At 46.9% G+C, this 19765-nt stretch carries 20 protein-coding genes and 1 pseudogene; 4 read left to right on the top strand and 17 right to left on the bottom strand.

Features of this window, described 5'->3' with window-relative positions; genetic code table 11:
* The first annotated feature begins 11 nt into the window (after positions 1-11).
* Entirely contained in the window at positions 12-1028 is a 1017-nt protein-coding gene (locus EL173_RS07910; protein ID WP_019728331.1) for an IS30 family transposase, read from the top strand.
* Between the two features lie 58 nt (positions 1029-1086).
* Here EL173_RS07910 and EL173_RS07915 read toward each other — a convergent pair.
* The 10 genes and pseudogenes from EL173_RS07915 to rpsU form a co-directional block, all read right to left on the bottom strand.
* Positions 1087-1473: pseudogene (locus tag EL173_RS07915) on the bottom strand (ATP-binding cassette domain-containing protein); the annotation flags it as partial.
* A gap of 652 nt (positions 1474-2125) precedes the next feature.
* Positions 2126-2437 (bottom strand): hypothetical protein, encoded by a 312-nt coding sequence (locus EL173_RS07920; protein ID WP_005689524.1) that lies wholly within the window; start codon positions 2435-2437, stop codon positions 2126-2128.
* A gap of 149 nt (positions 2438-2586) precedes the next feature.
* Positions 2587-3402 (bottom strand): DNA repair protein RecO, encoded by an 816-nt coding sequence (gene recO, locus EL173_RS07925; RefSeq protein WP_020752238.1) that lies wholly within the window; start codon positions 3400-3402, stop codon positions 2587-2589.
* Entirely contained in the window at positions 3402-4304 is a 903-nt protein-coding gene (era, locus tag EL173_RS07930; RefSeq protein WP_005689526.1) for a GTPase Era, read from the bottom strand. Before era ends, recO begins: the two co-directional genes overlap by 1 nt.
* Positions 4301-4690 (bottom strand): cytidine deaminase, encoded by a 390-nt coding sequence (locus EL173_RS07935; RefSeq protein WP_005713928.1) that lies wholly within the window; start codon positions 4688-4690, stop codon positions 4301-4303. The genes era and EL173_RS07935 overlap by 4 nt, the downstream gene beginning before the upstream one ends.
* Before the next feature lie 3 nt (positions 4691-4693).
* Positions 4694-5092, bottom strand: a complete 399-nt coding sequence (locus EL173_RS07940) for a diacylglycerol kinase family protein (RefSeq protein ID WP_005687661.1) — start codon at positions 5090-5092, stop codon at positions 4694-4696.
* Entirely contained in the window at positions 5076-5534 is a 459-nt protein-coding gene (ybeY, locus tag EL173_RS07945; RefSeq protein ID WP_019728323.1) for an rRNA maturation RNase YbeY, read from the bottom strand. Before ybeY ends, EL173_RS07940 begins: the two co-directional genes overlap by 17 nt.
* Before the next feature lie 3 nt (positions 5535-5537).
* Positions 5538-6524 carry a PhoH family protein gene (locus EL173_RS07950; RefSeq protein WP_005715422.1) on the bottom strand — a complete coding sequence of 329 codons (987 nt, stop codon included), beginning with the start codon at positions 6522-6524 and terminating at the stop codon, positions 5538-5540.
* 575 nt (positions 6525-7099) lie between these two features.
* A complete protein-coding gene (locus tag EL173_RS07955) occupies positions 7100-7534 on the bottom strand; it encodes a GatB/YqeY domain-containing protein (protein ID WP_005687664.1) in 435 nt (144 codons plus the stop codon).
* Positions 7535-7561: 27 nt separating this feature from the next.
* Complete coding sequence (gene rpsU, locus EL173_RS07960; protein WP_005687665.1) at positions 7562-7738, bottom strand: 30S ribosomal protein S21; 177 nt, start codon at positions 7736-7738, stop codon at positions 7562-7564.
* Between the two features lie 272 nt (positions 7739-8010).
* Here rpsU and EL173_RS07965 point away from each other — a divergent pair, with 272 nt between their 5' ends.
* Positions 8011-8841, top strand: coding sequence for a pyruvate, water dikinase regulatory protein (locus tag EL173_RS07965; RefSeq protein ID WP_005687666.1), 831 nt, complete (start codon positions 8011-8013; stop codon positions 8839-8841).
* On the opposite strand, the gene EL173_RS07970 is transcribed toward EL173_RS07965, so the two are convergent.
* From EL173_RS07970 to EL173_RS08000, 7 genes are all read right to left on the bottom strand, one after another.
* Positions 8838-9725, bottom strand: a complete 888-nt coding sequence (locus EL173_RS07970; protein WP_014571351.1) for a deoxyribonuclease IV — start codon at positions 9723-9725, stop codon at positions 8838-8840. The two genes, EL173_RS07965 and EL173_RS07970, sit on opposite strands and share 4 nt — an antisense overlap.
* Before the next feature lie 147 nt (positions 9726-9872).
* Positions 9873-10793, bottom strand: a complete 921-nt coding sequence (locus tag EL173_RS07975) for a YitT family protein (protein WP_005687668.1) — start codon at positions 10791-10793, stop codon at positions 9873-9875.
* A gap of 304 nt (positions 10794-11097) precedes the next feature.
* Positions 11098-11544, bottom strand: coding sequence for a peptide-methionine (R)-S-oxide reductase MsrB (msrB, locus tag EL173_RS07980; RefSeq protein ID WP_005689535.1), 447 nt, complete (start codon positions 11542-11544; stop codon positions 11098-11100).
* Positions 11545-11629: 85 nt separating this feature from the next.
* Positions 11630-13435 carry an aspartate--tRNA ligase gene (aspS, locus tag EL173_RS07985; protein WP_005689536.1) on the bottom strand — a complete coding sequence of 602 codons (1806 nt, stop codon included), beginning with the start codon at positions 13433-13435 and terminating at the stop codon, positions 11630-11632.
* Position 13436: 1 nt separating this feature from the next.
* Complete coding sequence (gene hisS, locus EL173_RS07990) at positions 13437-14720, bottom strand: histidine--tRNA ligase (protein WP_005687671.1); 1284 nt, start codon at positions 14718-14720, stop codon at positions 13437-13439.
* Positions 14721-15279: 559 nt separating this feature from the next.
* Positions 15280-16788: an ABC transporter permease gene (locus EL173_RS07995; protein WP_005689538.1), complete on the bottom strand. Its 1509-nt coding sequence runs from the start codon at positions 16786-16788 to the stop codon at positions 15280-15282.
* A complete protein-coding gene (locus tag EL173_RS08000) occupies positions 16785-17660 on the bottom strand; it encodes an ATP-binding cassette domain-containing protein (RefSeq protein ID WP_005689539.1) in 876 nt (291 codons plus the stop codon). The genes EL173_RS07995 and EL173_RS08000 overlap by 4 nt, the downstream gene beginning before the upstream one ends.
* A 199-nt stretch (positions 17661-17859) precedes the next feature.
* Here EL173_RS08000 and EL173_RS08005 point away from each other — a divergent pair, with 199 nt between their 5' ends.
* Together EL173_RS08005 and EL173_RS08010 are read left to right on the top strand one after the other, a co-directional pair.
* Complete coding sequence (locus EL173_RS08005) at positions 17860-18306, top strand: HIT family protein (RefSeq protein ID WP_014571353.1); 447 nt, start codon at positions 17860-17862, stop codon at positions 18304-18306.
* An 87-nt stretch (positions 18307-18393) separates the two neighbouring features.
* Complete coding sequence (locus EL173_RS08010; protein WP_005689542.1) at positions 18394-19716, top strand: N-acetylmuramoyl-L-alanine amidase family protein; 1323 nt, start codon at positions 18394-18396, stop codon at positions 19714-19716.
* Positions 19717-19765: the final 49 nt, after the last annotated feature.

The raw sequence follows: 19765 nt of genomic DNA on the forward strand, positions 1-19765 counted from the left end.
CAGGAATCTTCATGACCCACTCTCAGACTAACACCCACAAGCATTACCAACAACTCAGTTTTAGCGACCGTGCTACAATTCAGGCCCTTCAGGCTGCTGGTGACACCGCGACCGTGATTGCACAGAAGCTTCATCGCAGTAAAGCGACAATCTCACGAGAAATCACGCGTGGATCTGTAACTCAGCTCGACTCGAAGCGTCACTCGCATCAAGTCTATCTTGCGGAAACTGCCCAAGCCATGCACGACCGTAAACGCGATAGAACCGGTCACTACGCCTTTCTTAAGACCGGCCGTGCGTTCTTCAAGGCTCTCGCCAGGGAGCTTACTCGTAAGCCGCGCGTACACAGCGTTGATAGCTTCGTACACTTCTATCGCGACCAGGGCAAGGCTTGCCCTTCAACGACAACTGTGTATCGCTACATCGACGCCGGGCTGCTTGAGCTAGACAACATGACACTTCCCAAGAAGCTCCGACGCCGCATCAAAGGCTATAAGAACGCCCACAAGCGCAAGAATAAGAAGATATACGGCGACTCAATCGAGTTGCGTCCTGCGGCCGTGAATGACCGCACAGGCGTGGGACATTGGGAAGGCGACTTGGTCAAAGGTATTCGCTTAGCTGATGAGCCAGCATTAATGACGCTCACAGAACGGTACAGCCGGACTGAGATCATCGTCAAGATTCCTGACTATCATGCGGGCACCTGCCTTAAAGCCTTGCAGGACACGATCGACGACTACGGGGCCAAGGAATTTGAGAGTATCACTTTTGACAATGGTTCCGAGTTTGCCAAGTTATCAGAGATTGTTGGAACCCAGATTTACTTCGCACATCCGTACTCGCCTTGGGAGCGTGGCACAAACGAGAACGCCAATGGACTGCTTAGGGAATTCTTCCCGAAAGGGAAGTCTCTCAGAGCAGTTACCCTGGTTGAAATTCAAGCAGTCCAATCCGCACTGAACCATCGTCCCAGACGTATTCTGAACTATCTTCGCCCATGCGATTACTACCGATGCATGGCGTAACAGCCTAGACCACTATCAAGAATTCGTTATCATCGTTGCACTTGACTTGAAAATTGAGGAGATCAATAAAATTAGTTTGCTTGGGGATTTTTAGTTTATCGATATATTGTCTATATTTTTCACGATCCCAGCGTTTAAAGATTTTGGGAAAAATATAGTCAATGTCTTTAGCTGACAAGCTTTCCGGAATGTAACCATCATCAAATGCCATAGAAATCGCAGTGCCTTTTTTAATGAAGACCGTTCCCGAAGTTGGCTTGAGAATACCGATAATCGTTTTTAATAGCGTTGTTTTCCCAGCACCATTACTACCGATCACGCCTAGAACATCACCAGCGTTAATGCTTAAGTTAACATCTTTAAGCGAAAAATGGCCAATCTCAACCGAAAGTGCCTTTAGCATCAGAATATGATTAGCATGCTGTTTCCCTTTGCTGCTGTTCATAGATCTAGCCTCTTCTGTCATAGAAATTGGCGATGAAAAGAATAGCCAGTGTTACAGTCATTGTTCCAAGCGTCGCAGTACTGCCAAATCCCGTCTTTGCGATGACAAAGATGTCTACAATGATACTAATAGCTATGATTATCTTAAAGAAGGTTTTCAAAGTAAAAAGCCTCTTTTCACACGTGGATGATGGTCCAGTAAGCCTCTAATAATAGAAATTTTTCGGTGGAGTTTGTATCTTTTAAAGATGCGTGTTCCGGCTTGACATGAACCTTATTTCGTTTTTATTGACGTACATTTAATTGCTAGCATGATAGGAATAGTTTTATCTTATCACTGCTGTGTAAAATAAATGTATACAGTCGGTTAAATTTTTAGCGCGATCATTTACACGCTAGAATTGACTTAAATCAAGCACGCGACTGGCTCCTAAACATAAATGCGACCGTTCACCACTCCTTGGCGTACGGTCGCTTCTGTGCGGCTCCATTTATTTAGGAAGCTCGAATTCTCCATCGCTTGGTCATTCGTTCCAAAACCATTTCCATCAAGCTCAAACTTTTCCTGACTTGCCGGAGTTTGGAACGAATGTGACCCTTTTCTCATCACCAATTTAATTTTCTTTGCTAGATTGGTCTTAAGGTTGCTTGTATCAATTCACACCCGACACTAAGTCGATACGTTCCTTACTGTTATTCCAAAGTTCTTGTGGCGTATAGCTATCCTTTTCAAATAGAATGACGGAACCATCCTTTTCGATGCGGGCATTTGAACCGAGCCACTGCCATGTCGGAGGCAAAATCAAGTTAACCCGTTTGCCTTTACCTTTTTTAAGTGACCAAGCCGAAATATAATCCTTAATATTATGTGATCGCAGGTATCTGGTTTGCCCATTATCAAACTCGATTGCTAATATATTTGCCGCCATCCAAACTTTGACTGCTTTTGGTAGTGATTCACCCATTATTAAAATTCCCCTCTCACAAAATTGATTAAGTGATTATTGTCTTCGGTTAAAGTTGTCACTATTTCCGCAAGAGGCATCACCTCAAATCTGTAACCGCTTACTTATAACTTAGCACAACGAGGAATAAAAACAATCAGTTGAATCAATTAAATATGCGGACGATCATTATTGGACGAATCTTCTGACTTTGTACGATCCGGCAACCGATCCTGCCACTGATTCATTTGATCGATAAACCGCTTAGCTTTTGGCGTCACCCCGACCATATCTGCGTAAATAACATCAAGAATTCGCTTGAGTTCGGCTTTGGTCGCGGGCTTCACATCAATTCGCTTGACCTGACTCAAATCAAGCGTACTGAACCGTCGCAGATAAAAAATGGCGCGCGGACTGGCGTGGAGTCGATGCGGGTCCTTGTCCCAATGTTGCTGACACAATAAGCCACCATAGCTTTCTGAAAAATCCAGTGGCAAATCAGTGCGGCCGTCGATGACACAGCCGCGCCAATTGGGTTCAACACCGTAAGCTTTAAGCATTTGCACTTCAACCACATTGGCGATAATTTGCGGGTCAAGGCCGGTGTCAATCAAATGCAAGGCTTGTTTGACTTGTTTGAACCAAAAGCCGACTGGCCGCCCGTCTGGAAAGGCTAAATCGAGCAAGCCGAAGATATAGGCTGCATAGGCGTTCAAGGTAATATCATTGGAGATTTGTCGATACTGCGTCGGGCTCTTTATAGCGGACAAGTAGGACAGTCCAGAATCGCGGACCTCACCAATATAATCCGCATGCGTAAAGGGCAAAATGCCAGCAGCTAAAGTAAAACCGGGCTTGCGGGCCCGGTTTACCAGAAACATTTTTTTACCGAACTGATCCGTCAAAATTTTGACCAGCATATCGGATTCACGATAATTTTGACGGGACATCACCAGCCCCTCAAAGGTTTGTGTTTGTTTGACCATTAACGCAGATCCTTCATGTTATAACCTAATGATTTAAGATAAGCATTGTTGTCGCGCCAGTTCTTTTGAACCCGGACCCATAGTTTTAAGTTAACTTTATCGCCAAGCAGGTTTTCGATATCGCGACGGGCGCGGATACCGATTTGTTTGAGCATTTGTCCGCCGCGGCCGATGATAATGCCTTTTTGACTATCACGTTCAACGATAATGTACGCTTCAATTTGCAGTTTGCCGCCTTCACGGTCCTTCATGCGCTCTACCTGCACCGCGACTGCATGCGGCACCTCATCACGGGTTAATTCAAGGATTTTTTCCCGGATCAGCTCACCGACAACGAAATATTCAGGATGGTCTGTGAGCTGATCTTCCGGATAATACTGCGGTCCCTCTGGTAATGTGCCCGTCAGCGAATTCAGCAACTCGTCCACACTATTCCCCATCGTGGCACTAATCGGGAAGACTTGTGCAAAATGATAATCATGCTGATAGCTTTCAATCAGCGGCAATAAATCATCCGGTTTAACCAAGTCGATTTTATTTAATATCAAATAAACCGGCTTCTTCACTTCAGCAAGCTGGCGCAGAATATACGCATCCCCTGCCCCTTTTTGCTCATCCGCTGCGACCATGAACAAAATAGCATCGACTTGATTAAGCGTCGATAACGCGGCCTTATCCATGTAATCATCCAGCTCGTTTTTAGGTTTGTGAATGCCCGGCGTATCCACAAAAACGATTTGGGCGTCAGGGGTAGTGTAAATCCCGTTAATTTTGTTGCGGGTTGTCTGCGCTTTAGGCGACATGATGGCAATCTTTTCCCCTAAAATACGGTTCATGAAGGTTGATTTGCCGACGTTTGGCCGCCCGATGATCGCGACAAAACCAGAATGGTGTTCACTCAAGCCTGTAAGTCTCCTTTCGAAAAAGCGCCTGGCAACAATGCCTGCGGGGTCGTTTGAACCGTTTCGCCGCGCACATTGGTCAAGGTAATAACCGCATCGGCCGCAAAAAATTCACTGATAACTTGCCGACACGCCCCACAAGGCGCTACCGGTCCTTTTGTATCGGCAATGACCAACAACTCATCCAACTGGGTGTACCCGGCGCTCACAGCTGCAAAAATCGCACTCCGCTCGGCACAATTGCTCAGCCCGTAACTGGCATTTTCGATATTTGCCCCGGAAAAAATCCGCTCACCCACGCGAACAGCTGCACCCACGGCAAAGTGCGAATAAGGAACATAGGCATTCTCACGTGCGGCTAAGGCTGCGGTACGTAAAACTGACAACATTCACCAACTCCTCAAAAGCGCTAGCAGCGGCGGTCCAAAAACATAAATGCCGGCAACTACCGCAATCAGAGAAACGATCAACACGGCACCAGCGCTCATGTCTTTAATTTTCTTTGCCCGCAGATCGTAATGCTCGCCAATAATGAAATCGACCATATTCTCAACAATCGTATTCAGCAGTTCGCCTAAAAATACCAACAAAATCGCCAAAATCAAAACGAACCACGAAAATGGCGGCACTTTTAACCAGATCCCGGCAATTATCACCAATGTTGCACTAACAAATTCGCGTTTGAAATTGTTCTCATCGACAAAAAAGACGCGCAGCCCATCGAGCGCGTGGCGGGCGCTTTGAATAAAATGCTTGTTTTTGCCGATTTGCTTATCGGGTAAGGCCATAAGCAGTCAGAATTTTCTTTTGCAGCGGAATCATCTCGGCTTCATCTTCCGGTTTAATATGATCATACCCGTTTAGATGCAAGAAACCGTGAACCACCGTATACCCCAGCTCGCGCTCAAAGCTGTGGCCGTATTCTTTGGCATGGCGCCGAACAGTCAAGGGATCAATGAATAAGTCGCCAATATTTTTTGCCATGCCAGGCATCAGGGGCAAGTCATCCTCGCCATCTTCAATTGCAAAACTAATCACATCAGTCGCGCGATCAGTATCGCGATATTCCCGGTTAATCTTTTGAATCGCATCATCCCCAACAATGGTAATCGACATTTCGGTATCATTAGGTAACGCCAACTGTTGCCCACAAAAAGCAACCAACTTCTGGATCAGCTCATGATGCTGGTCATCCAGCAAGTGATCATCATCGTAAAATTCTAAATCCATTGTTTACTCCTTCGTTTGCTTTTGCAGCTGTAAATCATGTTTGCCATAAGCTTCAATAATCTTGGCGACAACTGGGTGGCGCACAACATCCTGTGCGGAAAATTGCGTGAAGGCAATATGACTAATCCCTTTTAATAACTGTTCCGCTTGCAATAAGCCACTTTTGGCATTATGCGGCAAGTCAATTTGCGTCACATCACCATTGACAATCATTTTCGAGCCAAAGCCCAGGCGCGTCAGAAACATTTTCATCTGGGCCTGAGTCGTATTCTGGGCTTCATCCAAAATCGCAAACGCATTGTCCAACGTACGACCACGCATATACGCTAATGGCGCAATTTCGATGACGCCGCGATCCATTAGGCGATCGGTGTGTTCTTTCCCCAAAACTGCATATAAAGCGTCATAAACCGGACGCAAATAAGGATCAACCTTTTCCTTGAGATCACCAGGGAGAAAGCCAAGACTTTCGCCTGCTTCCACGGCCGGACGCGTCAAAATAATCCGCTCGACTTGGCCGGCCTTCATGGCTGCAACTGCCATCACCACGGCGAGAAAAGTTTTCCCGGTACCGGCTGGGCCAATGCCAAAAGTAATGTCGTTATGTTTGATGGCATCAACATATTGACGCTGGCCAAAATTCTTAATCCGAATCGGTTGCCCCTTGGCGTCGCGTAACAAGGTCTCACTATACATATCCGCAAAATATTCGAGCGTGCCCCGTTTTGCCATTGCAACCGCACTAGCAATATCCTGAGGTGACAGTTTGATGCCTTGTGCCAATAACTTAGTTGCCGCCTCAAGCAGCTGTAGTGTCAAGCTGACCGCTTCGGCTTCACCGCTGATGCGTAATTCGTCCCCAAACGGCGAAATCCGGACGTTCAAGCCTTCTTCAATTAACGTTAAATTCGCGTCATTAATCCCAACTAGGTTAATTGCCATATCAGGATTACTAAACCGAAAAATTTTCTCTGAGGTCTCCTGTGCCAAATATTGGCCCCCTAACAAATAATTTAAGCATTGAATGATGGTCTTAGTTTAGCATATTTTTAAAGTAGCGTCAGAATCGTTTAAACGGACGTAAGTGTCAACTTTTTCTCGGTTCTACTCTAATTAAGTGATTTCCGTTACTCCGAGCTGGCTCCGCGGTGACTGGGCTGGAACGTGGTGGGCACGACTTCGAACCCGCAAAGACCGCGGTTTCGAAGCTCGGCCTTGGTCTAAAGCGGAGAAGCCCACTCCGCTTAAGACCAATTTCACCACTGAGCCCGCCACCACTCCGCCAGCTCTTGCTTTCTATCTTAGTAATCGAACAAGGTGACTCATGATGCTTCAACACCATCAACATCAAGCTGCATTTAAAATTGTTAAATCTGTTTGTTTAGGTTGAAACTGGCGTCAAACTGCTTGGCAATTTTACTAACGACAACCATTCATGCTTTAAACAACAGGGTTCAAATTGCCTCAAATGCCTAAACTTCAAAAGTTGATCTGCACGCCGGACTCTCGACAGAATTGCCTATGGTTACACAATAAAAAAGCCGGTGCTAACACCGGCTTTGTCGTTAACTAAGTTTTTCTTTAACCACGCTGCTGACAAGTGCACCATCAGCTTGGCCCTTGACCTTGGGCATCAGCGTCTTCATAACCTTACCAAAGTCTTGCTTGCCAGTTGCACCGACTTCTTTGATGGTTGCATCAACGATATCGGCTACCTGATCTTTGCTCAACTGGGCTGGTAGAAAACGTTCCACAACCTTGATTTCAGCTTCGGTTGCCTCAACAAGATCAGAACGACCGCCTTTTTTAAATTCAGAAACGCTTTCCTTGCGCTGCTTTAGTTCAGTTGCAAGAACGCTTTTTTCTTCATCTTCCGAAAGGTCGTGGCCGAGTTTGATCTTCTCATTGACCAAGGCTGTCTTCAACATCCGGACAACGCTCAACGTCACTTTGTCCTTGGCTAACATGCTTTGCTTCATCTGAGCATTAAGCTCATCCATTAAAGCCACTATTCACCAAGTCCTTTATTAATACTTCTTGCGTTTACGCGCTGCTTCTGACTTCAGCTTGCGGCGTACGCTAGGCTTCTCGTAGAATTCACGCTTGCGGTATTCAGCGAGTGTACCCGACTTGGATACAGTGCGCTTAAAGCGCCGAAGAGCGTCATCGAGAGATTCGTTTTTCTTAACAACTGTCTTAGCCATGTGATATCCCTCCCTCCGACACTTGTGTAACCACTGACGGATATCATAGCCAATAGTTCGTTTATTAGTATACAAAACTGTTAACCACGCGTCAATAAGCGATTTCAGATTTTTATATAAACAACCAATGTTATTGCTTAAGTTTCGCCGGTGAGCCGTCTTTTTCGATAAAATGGCACCGAAGCGTTTATGCCCTTACCTAATAGGCTTAGCTACACGTTCGCAAATAAATTATGCTATGATAGCGTTATCTAAGGTAGCGAGGTGGCATTATGACCCAAGAACTGAATTTATATATTATGTCAGATTCGGTTGGTGAAACCGGATTGCGACTTGCCCAAGCCGTTGCAGCCCAGTTTCCCGAATTTGAAGCACATTATGTCCGTTTTCCTTTTATCCACACCAAAGAGAAAATTTATAGCGCCATTGATGAGGCCAAGAAGGAAAACGCACTGGCAATCATGACGTTTGTTACGGACGGTTTTGCCCAACTAGCAACGCATTATGCTAAAGATCAAGGGGTCATTGCGATTGACGTAATGTCACCGATTTTGAGCGGCATTAAGTCGATTACGCATGAAGAACCTAACCATGTTCCCGGCGCCGTCCATGATCTTAATGAACGTTATTTCGATCGTATATCGGCGATGGAATTTGCCGTTTTGTATGATGATGGTAAAGATCCCAAGGGTTTTCTGGAAGCCGATATTGTATTGCTGGGGGTTTCGCGGACAAGCAAAACCCCGCTTTCCTTATTCTTGGCCAATCGTAACTTGAAAGTCGCCAATTTGCCCTTGGTTCCCAATGCCCACATTCCCGAAGAAATCTGGCAGGTTGATCCGAAAAAAATTGTCGGGTTAACTACTGATGCATCGGTCCTAATGGAATTTCGGCGGCAGCGGATGATTCAATATGGTTTGAATCCGGACACAGCCTATTCAGCCCGCGATCAGGTTAATCAGGAACTTAAATTTGCTGAAGATCTATACAAAAAAATCGGCTGCATGGTGATTAACACCGCACACCGATCAATTGAAGAGACAGCAACCTTGATTTTGGAGCATATGGGTCTTGATGAATTCGACAATACCGAGACGCATTAAGCCATCAATTTGCGTAATTCTTCTGGTTGGAAATGACTCGTTTTAAGCCATTTAATTTCTGCCCCGTATGGTGGAACCTGATGTTTTTTATCAGGGCCGACATACGGGGTTTCGAGTATCTTGGGTAGCTTTTCAAGTGCTGGATGGTGGGCAATTCGATTTAAGGCCTCAAAGCCAATGGTGCCAAAGCCAATATTTGCATGGCGATCTTTATGGCTGCCTTGCGGGTTCTTGGAGTCATTAACATGAATGACGCTAAGCCGATCAATGCCGATGATGTGATCAAATTCATTCAACACGCCATCAAAATCGTCCTTTACGTCATAGCCGGCATCGTTCGTGTGACAGGTGTCAAAAGTGACCCGGAGCTTTTCATTATAAGTCACACCATCGATAATCGCCGCCAGTTCTTCAAATGAACGGCCAATTTCAGTGCCTTTTCCCGCCATGGTTTCAAGCGCAATCGTGACATGTTGGTTAGGATCAATAATGCGATTTAAACCCTTAATAATTTGAGCAATTGCCGCTTCAGGACCGGCACCAACATGCGCGCCGGGGTGAAACGGCATCGTATACGCATGTAGTGCATCAGCCCGGGCAACTTCTTCTTGCATGAATTGAACGGCAAATTCAAAGTTGGCCGGTTTTTTTGTGTTCCCAAGATTCACAATATAAGGGGCATGGATGACTGGGTGACTGATATCATCTTTAGCCATCGCTGCCAAGCCTTCAGGAATTCTCATCTCGCTAGTTGGCTTACGACGCGTATTTTGCGGCGCACCGGTATAAAATTGCAGCGTGTTGGCCTCATAACTTGCAGCTTCTTCAACTGCGCCTAACAACATTTTCGTGCCTTTCATACTCACGTTGGCACCGATTAACATTAAACGACCTCCCTAATCAAGATAACCTTGAATTCAAACCGATCTGTATAACATCGGCCATGCTTACAATCAATTACTATTTTGATTCCGCCTAGTAAAGTGAGTTTTCAGCAAAAATCTTGCCGACTCCAATCTTGTGTATGTTCGCTAATCCGTTTTAGGCTCGTAAAAATGGCCAAGTATTTTAACTGAATCAGTGATGGAAACAAACGCATACGGATCACTGTGACGCATCGCTTGTTCCAAATCGTACATCTCGGCCCGGGAAATAATGGTGAAAAGAATCGTCTTTTCTTCGTGATGAAAGGCGCCTTCTGCATCGTGCACAATCGTAATGCCGCGTCTTAACGAGCCTTGAATTTCCCGCACCACCTGTTTTGGCCGCGCCGTCACGATCATGACCTGCAACCGTTGCTGACGAGTATACAGCGAGTCCATAACTCGGCCATTAATAAAAATTGCCAGCGCTGAATACAAAGCATGTGGCCAGTCATTCACGAACCCGGCAAAAAAGATAATGAGGACGTTAAACATAATGTTAATCGTTCCCACTGTGCGTCCGGTCCGTTTACGCAATACAATGCCGAGAATATCAATCCCGCCAGTCGAAATATTATTACGTAACGCAAAGCCTGTCCCTAAGCCATTGACAACCGCACCGAAAATCCCGCAGACAATTGGATCTTTTGTCAAAGGGGTCAAAACGCCTAGTACGCGAATCATAATGGTTGAAAAGATGACCGCCAAGAAAGTGAACAGGGTAAACCGGTGTCCAATGGCCTTCCATGCCAACACAAACAGCGGCACATTCAGGAAGAACAGTAACGTCCCAGTTGAAAACAAGTCAGTCGTTGCCAGCGAAAAAAACGGTAACGCGATATTAAAGTTAAACCACTTACGCACAATCGTTGCCAAAAGCTGAGCCGCACCGGTGATACCACTGGCGAAAACGCCACCCGGCTCCCAAAACATGTTCAGCGCAACTGCCACACAAATGCTGTAAAAAAAGGCCGCAGACAACCGCGACCAATTTTGATGCCGACGAATTAGCCGATCAATTTCTTCCATTACAAAAACCGCTCCCTGTCACCCATTAATCATATCGTGATCAAGTATAACAAGGGCGGACAGGTAATGCTACTCCATTCTGTGACTGTGAGCGCGTTTTCGCAGCAGTATCAGGCAGGCCTTGGTCCCAAGTCCTTATGTGCGGTCCCCGCAACTATGAGCCCGTTTTTCAACCGCCCACGCCCAAAATCTTAACCATTGAGCGACACACAAATTCCAAGCTCTGGCATACGCCAATGAATCGGTGCAAAGTCAGACGGAACTTGACCTCACTATTCAGACAAGCTTTATTGATTATTAAAGTTTACTTATCAAATAACTGCCGATACTTCCCGTAACCTTCTTCTTCAAGCTTAGCCACCGGAATAAAGCGCAGTGCAGCTGAATTAATGCAGTAGCGTAACCCACCTTCTGCAGCCGGACCATCCGTAAACACGTGACCGAGGTGCGAGGCGGCTTGCGGACTTCGAACCTCAACCCGTTCCATGCCGAAGCTTTGATCTCGATGCTCGGCCAACTTGGCAATGGGTTTGGTAAATGAGGGCCAGCCACATCCGGCGTCATATTTATCTTGTGAAGAAAACAGCGGTTCACCACTCACAACATCTACATAAATGCCATCTTCATAAAAGTTGTCATATTGCCCCGTAAATGGGCGCTCCGTTGCGGCTTCCTGCGTCACCGCGTAGGCTTCTGGTGACAACTGTTTTTTCAATTTGGCTTTTGATGGCCGATTTATTTTATCTGACATAAAAAAACACCTCCACAACTATTGATTATAGCCGGAGATGTTTCGATTGTCAGCAATTAAATTGTTTGACGTTAAAAGTGTCGATTTACTCGGTTAGGTTCTCGTCGCCTTCATGTTCTTTTTCCGGATCAACATCAGGGCGAACTTCAATCCCTAAATCTTTAAGCTGAATGTCAGCTACCGGAGATGGTGCACTTGTCATTGGTTCGCTGGCCTTACTGTTCTTCGGAAAGGCAATGACATCGCGAATATTGTCGCGACCCGTCAGCAACATGGTAAACCGATCCAGCCCGATTGCCAAACCACCATGCGGCGGAAAACCGTAATCAAGCGCGTTGAGCAGGAAGCCGAAACTCTTTTGCGCACGCTCAGGGGTGAAGCCAAGTGCCTTGAGCATTTTTTCCTGAATGTCGCGGTTGTGAATACGAATTGATCCACCGCCTAGTTCATAACCATTCAGTACAATATCATAACTTTGCGCATGTGCCGCGTGCGGATCGGTGTCGAGCAGATGCACGTCTTCTTCATTTGGCATCGTAAATGGATGGTGCGCCGGAACCCAGCGTTGAATGCCTTCATCATATTCAAACAACGGCCAGTCAACCACCCAGCAGAATCGGAATTCCTTTTCATCAATCAAGCCGAGATCGTGACCAAAATGGGTTCTGAGATAACCCAAGGCATCAGCGACGACTTTTGCTTTATCGGCTACAAACAAGACCAAATCGCCAGTGTGGGCGCCCACAGCCTGAGTTAATGCTGCCCCATCACCAAAGAACTTCGCAATCGGTCCGCTAATGCCATCGTCTGTTACCTTCAACCAAGCCAGACCCTTAGCACCAAAACGCTTAATGTAATCTTGTTGGGCGTCGATCATTTTGCGCGAATACTTGGCTGCCCCGCCAGGCAATACAATGGCGTGAACCTGGCCGCCATTTTGAACCGCTCCGGCAAACACCTTGAAGTCTGAGTCTTTCACAAAATCGGAAACATCTTGAATCTGCATGTCAAACCGCAAATCAGGCTTGTCAGATCCATACTTGTCCATCGCTTCTTGCCAGGTGATCCGCTGAAACGGTAAGTCAACGTCAATCCCCTTAACATCATGCATCACCTGCGCGATTAAGCCTTCCGTGATATCCTGAATTTCTTCAGCGGAAAGGAAGCTGGTTTCAAGGTCAATTTGGGTGAACTCCGGTTGCCGATCGCCACGCAAGTCTTCATCCCGGAAGCAGCGCGCAATCTGATAATACCGATCAAATCCGGCTCCCATCAATAATTGCTTGAACAGCTGTGGGGATTGCGGCAAGGCGTAAAAACTGCCTGGGTACACACGCGATGGCACCAGATAGTCCCGGGCCCCTTCTGGCGTGCTAGCCGTCAAAGTCGGCGTCTCAACGTCAATAAAACCATTGTCATCCAAATAGTGATGCACGCTCCGCATAATATGAGCGCGGGTGAAAATGTTCTTTTGCATTTCCGGGCGACGTAAATCAAGATAGCGATACTTTAACTTGGTTTCTTCAGTCACGGCCACGTTGTCTTCAATATAAAATGGCGGCGTCTTGGCTTTGTTCAAAATTGTGATATCGTGCACTTCAACTTCAATATCACCGGTCTTCATTTCCGGATTTACCGCTTGTGGTTTACGCTTTTTTACGACGCCTTGAACTTCAACGACATATTCGGAACGTACCGAATTAGCTACTGTCAGTGCATCACGATCAATTGCTTCGGAAAAGACTAGTTGAACAATGCCTTCACGGTCACGCAAGTCAATAAAGATCAAGCTACCTAAACTGCGCCGCTTTTGTACCCATCCTTTTAGTGTGACTTCCTGATCAAGATAGTCGGTATTGACGTCACCGGCATAACAGGTGCGTTTACTCATATTATTTTGCCTCCGTTACTTGTGTATAAATTTTACTAAAGTCTGCCAATACATCGGCTTGAGGAAAGGCCTTCTGCTGGCCGGTCGCCATATTTTTAACTTGCACGGTTCCCGCTTCTCGTTCGCTTTCCCCGATCGTCAACACTAATTTCGCGTTGGCTTTGTTGGCAGCTTTGAACTGTCCCTTGGCTTTACGGCCCATGTAATCCATCTCACCTGTAAAGCCTTGTTGCCGAAGCGCGGTTAACATCTGTAAAGCTTCCTGATCCGCACCTTGGTCGATGGTGACGATGTAGGCATCCGGCTGTACCGGCTGCTGGTCACCTTGCATGAGTAACATCAAGCGCTCAACCCCCATGGCAAATCCGATCCCGGGGGTTTCCGGCCCGCCAAGTTCCTCAACCAAGCCGTTATACCGTCCGCCTGCCAAGATCGTGGTATACCCGCCGCCAAAGACCTTATCATCCGACATCACTTCAAAAATGGTGTGATTGTAATAATCCAAGCCGCGAACCATTGTCGCATCCACTTCAAATTCAATGCCTAAACCTGTGAGCAGACTTTTAACCCGATCAAAATGCTGTTGCGCTTCCGGAGTCAAATAATCAAGAATCGACGGCGCATCCGCTACTATTTCCTGGTCATGTTTGTCTTTGCTATCAAGAATACGAAGCGGATTTTTAACCAGCCGAACTTTGGAATCTTCTGAAAGTTCATCTTTAAACGGCGTCAGATAGTCGACCAATGCCGCATGAAAAGCCTTGCGCGTTGCCGGATCGCCCAAAGAATTAATCACGAACTTAAGGTGTTTGGCGCCTAACGCTTCTAGCAACTGTTTTGCTAACGCTAGTGTTTCTGCATCTAAAACCGGCGAATCACTCCCAAAAGCTTCGACGCCGATTTGGTGGAATTGGCGTTGGCGGCCACTTTGCGGACGTTCATAGCGAAACATCGGACCCATGTAGTAAACCTTGTATGGCTTCGCGTATTCAGGTCCGTATAATTTGTTTTCAACATAGGCGCGAACCACGCCGGCAGTGCCTTCTGGACGCAATGCCATCATGCGATCGCCTTTGTCTTCGAAGGTGTACATTTCTTTGGTCACAATATCACTGGTATCGCCGGCACTGCGCGAAAAAACATCAACATTTTCAAAAATCGGGGTGCGGATTTCGCGGTACTGGTATTGGGCAAAAATTTTGCGGGCAACAGCTTCAACCTGCTGCCAACGTTCACTTTGGCCAGGTAAAATATCGGCTGTGCCTTTTGGACGTTGATAATTCATGAGGTGCCTCCTGTAGTCTTAAGACTGTGATGGGTGGGTGGTGATTGAAAGCGCTCGGAAACTTGGTGGTAGGTGGTTGTGTTGGTTGTTGGGCTCGGCAGGCGAGTATGTATGACACATCCCCGCTGATACTACTGCGAAAACGCGCTTACAGTCGCGGCAATCTCCGTGTAAGGGCCTTAAGCCTAAATGGCCAAAGCCCAGCCATTTAGGCTTAAGGCCACTTACACTCCGATTGCTTAGCGCTCCTGTTCGCGCTCTAAAAAAATGCACCCCTCGATTGCTCGAAGGGTGCGGACACGGTACCACCTTGTGTTTTACTTTGCCATAACGGTGGCGTTCCGGAACTTGATCACCTCAGGAGTGTCTTTTCGATCGGTCCCGGCTTTCACCATCTCCGGGTCGCTTAAAATTGATCTATCCTACTCCGTCACAGGTCTTAGTTATTGGTTAAAGCATACGGTTTGCAGAAAGTTTTGTCAACGGCGTACGCCTAGATTTTCGAAGTGATGCATTTAGTTTTTCTAGCGGGGCAGGAACGCTTTTCGTAACTTACTGACTAAACAGCTAACTCTAACCCAACCAAACTTGCAGCGCCAATCATCAGATAGCCGACACCGGTCAGAATACCGGTTGCTGTGGTTGCGACTGGTAAAATACCGCTGAGACCCGCGACGACAAAGAACAACAGCACGGTTACGATCAATTGCGTCCACTGTCCGGTCTTGGTAACAAACCCAAGCAACATCGCCACAACGGGTAACATCAACGCCCAACTCAACAACGGCCAGGCCGTGACCCCAAGCCGTATACAGGTCGGCAACGCTAACAGAATTGAAAAGCCGACCGCTACCAGCAATGTCACGTTTAAATGTCGCTTTTTGGCAAAATTGATGGTCGTCAACCAGTTAGCTAAACCGTTTCGCTGTTCCGGCCATCCTAATTGGCTGAAAAATAATAAGGCCCATAAATACGTGATTGGTAAAAGCGTACTCCGAAGACTTGAAGTCGGTGCGATCCAGTTGGCGCCCCATAAGCCAGCAAGAATCAACCACCAACCGACTGAACGAGATGCCAGCAGTTGTTTCATTGCTTGACGCCATAAAGCCGGCCAACTGAAGTGCTGAATCGAAACCGCATTAAAATCCGCTTCATTAGCAGCCGCCTCAGGCAAAGTAATCCGCATCGCAGAATGTTGATGTGTCATTCTCCGTGTTAAAGGCCGCCGCTCCAAGAATAAGCCAGCCAAACCAACCAGCATTAAACTTAATAGGACTGAACCACCGATACATAACCATTGCGTTGAGGTTAGCGTCAATGTCTGAAAGACTAAATCATGGGTGCCGGCACGACTCAGATGGTCATTGCCCCCTAAAATCATCATGCTCGTCAAACGGTGGCCCGATTCAAGTGCCGATTGCTTGAATAATGCTTGTAACAAAACGATGCCGGAAAAGTCGACTACTTGTGCATACCATTTTGCCTCAATCATCATGGCATAACCGATGAAGAGTAGCATAATCAAAATGCTTGTACCGAACCGACCGCGTAAACCGGGAATCGTTTCACTGATCACAGCCAAGGCACTGATCAACCCTACACCGGGAATGAGTATGGCAAAAGTCGCGATAAATTGACTTATGTGAAGGCCTTGACCAGGGTATTGAATGACCATCATAGCTAATGTGCCCATCATCACGAAAACCAAGATCGTTAGCAGCAAAAGGCAATTTGTCAGAAACTCTCCGGCGACATACCGGATTTTTTTAAACGGTCCGGTTAAAAAAGCCGACAAAATGCCGCTTTCCCGATCCTGACTCATGCCTTGCCGTGCCAGTACCAAGCCAATGAAGGGAAAGAAAAACGTCAAGACCGCAACAACTCCGACCGGTGCCCACGTCGGGTTATTCGCCTGAGCAAAGTAATGCGGATCCAAAACCAAAACCCGAAAACTCCCGGTTTGCCGGGGTGCAAGCAACACTGCTGAAAACAACGCAAAAACTGCCAATAGCCGAAAAGAAAATTGGCGCGAACGTTGCCGATAGTCGGTTAAGATCATATGCATCATGCATCGGTCACCGCCTTAGCTTCAAAGTTGGCTAAGGTAGCGTCTTCCAAACTTGGCGTGACATTTTGAGCACCGCTGACTGGCGCCGTTTTAGCTATCTGCCGCACATGAATGCCGTCAGCTTGCTCTTGCATGTTGCTGATATTAGGACTACTCGGCAACGCAGCACCACGCGGAAGAACATACTCCCAAACGTGTCCGGCTGCTTTTTGGAGAAAATCTGCCGGCGTTCCCTGAAATTGAAACTGGCCGTCTTTGACGATGAGCAGGCGACTTGCAATGGCCTCGACATCTTGAATGATGTGGGTTGCGATCAGGACGATGCGATTTTGGGCCAATGTGCTTAACAGGTTACGTACTGCAATCCGCTCGACCGGATCTAAGCCCACGGTGGGTTCATCAACCATGATAATTTGGGGATCACCTAGCAAACTGGCGGTCAATCCCACTCGTTGCCGCATACCACCGGAATAATCCCGCAGCCGTGTCGGATTTTTAGGATCCAGATGCAGAGTTACAAACAGATTTGTTATCTGCTGATCAGCGTCTTGGGGCTTAATGCCTTTTAAAGCCGCAATGTAACGTAGGTAATCCAACGCGGTCACATTTGGTTGGTAAGGGACTTGCTGAGGCAAATAGCCCAATACCTGGCGTAATTTTCCGGGATGGGTGACCACATCAACATGATCAAGTTGGATGGAACCTGCATCGGGTTTTAGCTGAGTGGTCAATACTTTAAGCAACGTTGATTTTCCCGCTCCGTTTGGGCCCATGAGTCCGATAACACCACCTGACTCAAGCGTTGCCGTCATGCCATTTAAAACTGGCTTTTTCCCGAAATGCTTATGGATGTTTTCTATGTATAATCTCATTGAACCAACCTCCTGTCTCTAATATTATAATCTAACAATAATCCTATCATCATTCAAAGGTTCTAATCCAGGCTCCTACCAAAGTCTGATTTTCTGCTGTTAGTGGTGAAAGAGCACAATTGTCATTGTTTTCAAAAATCAGCAGGTGTACGCTGACTTTATGGGTAAGAACATGAGTATTTGATGAGGAGTGAGCGTTTTGTGGCAAGATGATCGCATTCAAGCAGCCTTGGATGGCCAAAATTCAATGGTCATGGCCGAACTTCCCGGTGGCTTTGCAGTTTTTGGCGATGTCCAGTTTCTACCGGGCTACAGCGTATTACTGCCAAAACGCGAAGTCGGCAGTTTAAATGAGCTGTCTAAAAGAGAACAAAGTCTATTTTTGCAAAGCATGGCAACTTTAGGCGATGCCATTTTGACGGCGTGTGAACCATTACGCGTCAATTACGACATTCTGGGCAATACGGATCATTTTTTACATGCCCATGTCTTCCCGCGCTACCAGTCGGAGGTGCCGGAACGTTTGGCCAAGCCAGTATGGTTGTATGACCCGAGTTATTGGCGTGATCCTCAGTACCAATATGAGCCCAGCCAGCATGATGCGATCCGTCAGCGCATTACCGCCGCTTTGAAAACTACGAATTAAGCATCAGGTCGCTTTTCTTCCCCACCCTTTTGCCAGCGGGTTTGCTATAATAAACATAACGATTTTTCAGAATGGTGGGGCTTTGTCATGAAACATATCGGACAACTTAAGAAATGGCCGCTGGTGATCTTATTGGCGCTATTGTTTGGCGTTGGTGCCGCAACAACCAGTGTGATGGCCAACACCCAATACATGACAGTCAAAGCCGAGAGCGTCAATGTACGGCTAGGTCCCGGCTTGGCATATGGCATCATGGGTCAGGTAAAATCCGGCAATGAATTGACCATTATCGGTTCCAAAAATTCCTGGTATCAAGTGCGCCTTGCCGGCAATAAAATCGGTTGGGTTGCTTCATGGTTAGTCGATCAAAGCGAAGCCGCAACCACGAGTGCGAAAGTTGCCACGGTGAATCAACCGGTTAACGTTCGCGAATATGCCAGCCAGGATGCCAAGCAGTTAGGAACGCTTAATGCCGGCGATAGTGTCAAAGTTGTGTATCAAGAAGGCGATTGGACCCAGATTGCCTATAACAATACGGCGGCATGGATCACTAGCAGCAGTGTCCAGCTCACTGGTCAGACAACTAATCTGGCACAACCTGCCCAAGCCAATCTGACGCAAGCCAAAAGCGGGGCCGCATTGAAAGTCACCACCAATACCATGACTAACCTGCGCAATGCGGCGGGTATCAATGCCCCATCCGTCGAGAAACTCGATAAAGGCACTGAACTGACCGTTACCAAACAACAAGACGATTGGTATCAAGTCACTGCCCCTGATGGCAAATCGGGTTATGTTGCCAGCTGGACCGTCACCGCCCCGAATAATGGTCAAACCCAAAAAGCGGCAACGAAACTATCCGAAGCCACGATTGTTCTGGATCCCGGACATGGTGGTACAGACACGGGTGCGCCAGCTAACAATAATCATGATTACGAAAAAACCTATACCTTGAAAACGGCCGAACTCGTTGCCAATGCTTTGCGGGCTGCTGGTGCTAACGTTATCATGACGCGAACGACTGACACCTTTGTCGACCTCGCGCCACGTCCGACAACTGCTAACAACGCCCATGCCGATGCATTTATCTCCTTCCATTTTGACTCCAGCCCGTCCAAAAACTCTGCCTCCGGGTTCACCACCTATTACTACAGCAGCAAAAAGGATCTCGCCTTGGCTAAGGCAGTTAACAACGCTTTTGATGACTTACCACTAGAAAATCGTGGGGTTGCATTTGGTAACTATGAAGTTCTACGCGATAATAAACAGCCGGCCATCCTGAATGAAATGGGTTATATCAATAACGACAAAGACTTTAAGTATATTAAAAACCCAACGTATCAATCTAAAATTGCGACCGATATTGTTAACGGTTTAAATGCTTACTTTAAAGCCGGTCATCATCAATAATCGGCGGAAAGTTTGCCGCGGCAATAGCGCAAATCGAATATAAATAGCC

Origin of the sequence: Lacticaseibacillus rhamnosus, assembly GCF_900636965.1 — a bacterium.
Classification (GTDB): Bacteria; Bacillota; Bacilli; order Lactobacillales; family Lactobacillaceae; genus Lacticaseibacillus; species Lacticaseibacillus rhamnosus.

What these genes read in the sequence shown, in the direction of transcription:
- EL173_RS07940 (WP_005687661.1), bottom strand. Translation starts at nt 5,092, where the DNA reads ATGGCCTTACCCGATAAGCAAATCGGCAAAAACAAGCATTTTATTCAA.
- hisS (WP_005687671.1), bottom strand. Translation starts at nt 14,720, where the DNA reads ATGAATTATCAACGTCCAAAAGGCACAGCCGATATTTTACCTGGCCAA.
- EL173_RS07955 (WP_005687664.1), bottom strand. Translation starts at nt 7,534, where the DNA reads ATGGATGAGCTTAATGCTCAGATGAAGCAAAGCATGTTAGCCAAGGAC.
- EL173_RS07965 (WP_005687666.1), top strand. Translation starts at nt 8,011, where the DNA reads ATGACCCAAGAACTGAATTTATATATTATGTCAGATTCGGTTGGTGAA.
- EL173_RS07910 (WP_019728331.1), top strand. Translation starts at nt 12, where the DNA reads ATGACCCACTCTCAGACTAACACCCACAAGCATTACCAACAACTCAGT.
- recO (WP_020752238.1), bottom strand. Translation starts at nt 3,402, where the DNA reads ATGGTCAAACAAACACAAACCTTTGAGGGGCTGGTGATGTCCCGTCAA.
- rpsU (WP_005687665.1), bottom strand. Translation starts at nt 7,738, where the DNA reads ATGGCTAAGACAGTTGTTAAGAAAAACGAATCTCTCGATGACGCTCTT.
- EL173_RS08010 (WP_005689542.1), top strand. Translation starts at nt 18,394, where the DNA reads ATGAAACATATCGGACAACTTAAGAAATGGCCGCTGGTGATCTTATTG.
- EL173_RS08000 (WP_005689539.1), bottom strand. Translation starts at nt 17,660, where the DNA reads ATGAGATTATACATAGAAAACATCCATAAGCATTTCGGGAAAAAGCCA.
- aspS (WP_005689536.1), bottom strand. Translation starts at nt 13,435, where the DNA reads ATGAGTAAACGCACCTGTTATGCCGGTGACGTCAATACCGACTATCTT.
- EL173_RS07995 (WP_005689538.1), bottom strand. Translation starts at nt 16,788, where the DNA reads ATGATGCATATGATCTTAACCGACTATCGGCAACGTTCGCGCCAATTT.
- EL173_RS07920 (WP_005689524.1), bottom strand. Translation starts at nt 2,437, where the DNA reads ATGGGTGAATCACTACCAAAAGCAGTCAAAGTTTGGATGGCGGCAAAT.
- EL173_RS07970 (WP_014571351.1), bottom strand. Translation starts at nt 9,725, where the DNA reads ATGTTAATCGGTGCCAACGTGAGTATGAAAGGCACGAAAATGTTGTTA.
- msrB (WP_005689535.1), bottom strand. Translation starts at nt 11,544, where the DNA reads ATGTCAGATAAAATAAATCGGCCATCAAAAGCCAAATTGAAAAAACAG.
- ybeY (WP_019728323.1), bottom strand. Translation starts at nt 5,534, where the DNA reads ATGGATTTAGAATTTTACGATGATGATCACTTGCTGGATGACCAGCAT.
- EL173_RS07975 (WP_005687668.1), bottom strand. Translation starts at nt 10,793, where the DNA reads ATGGAAGAAATTGATCGGCTAATTCGTCGGCATCAAAATTGGTCGCGG.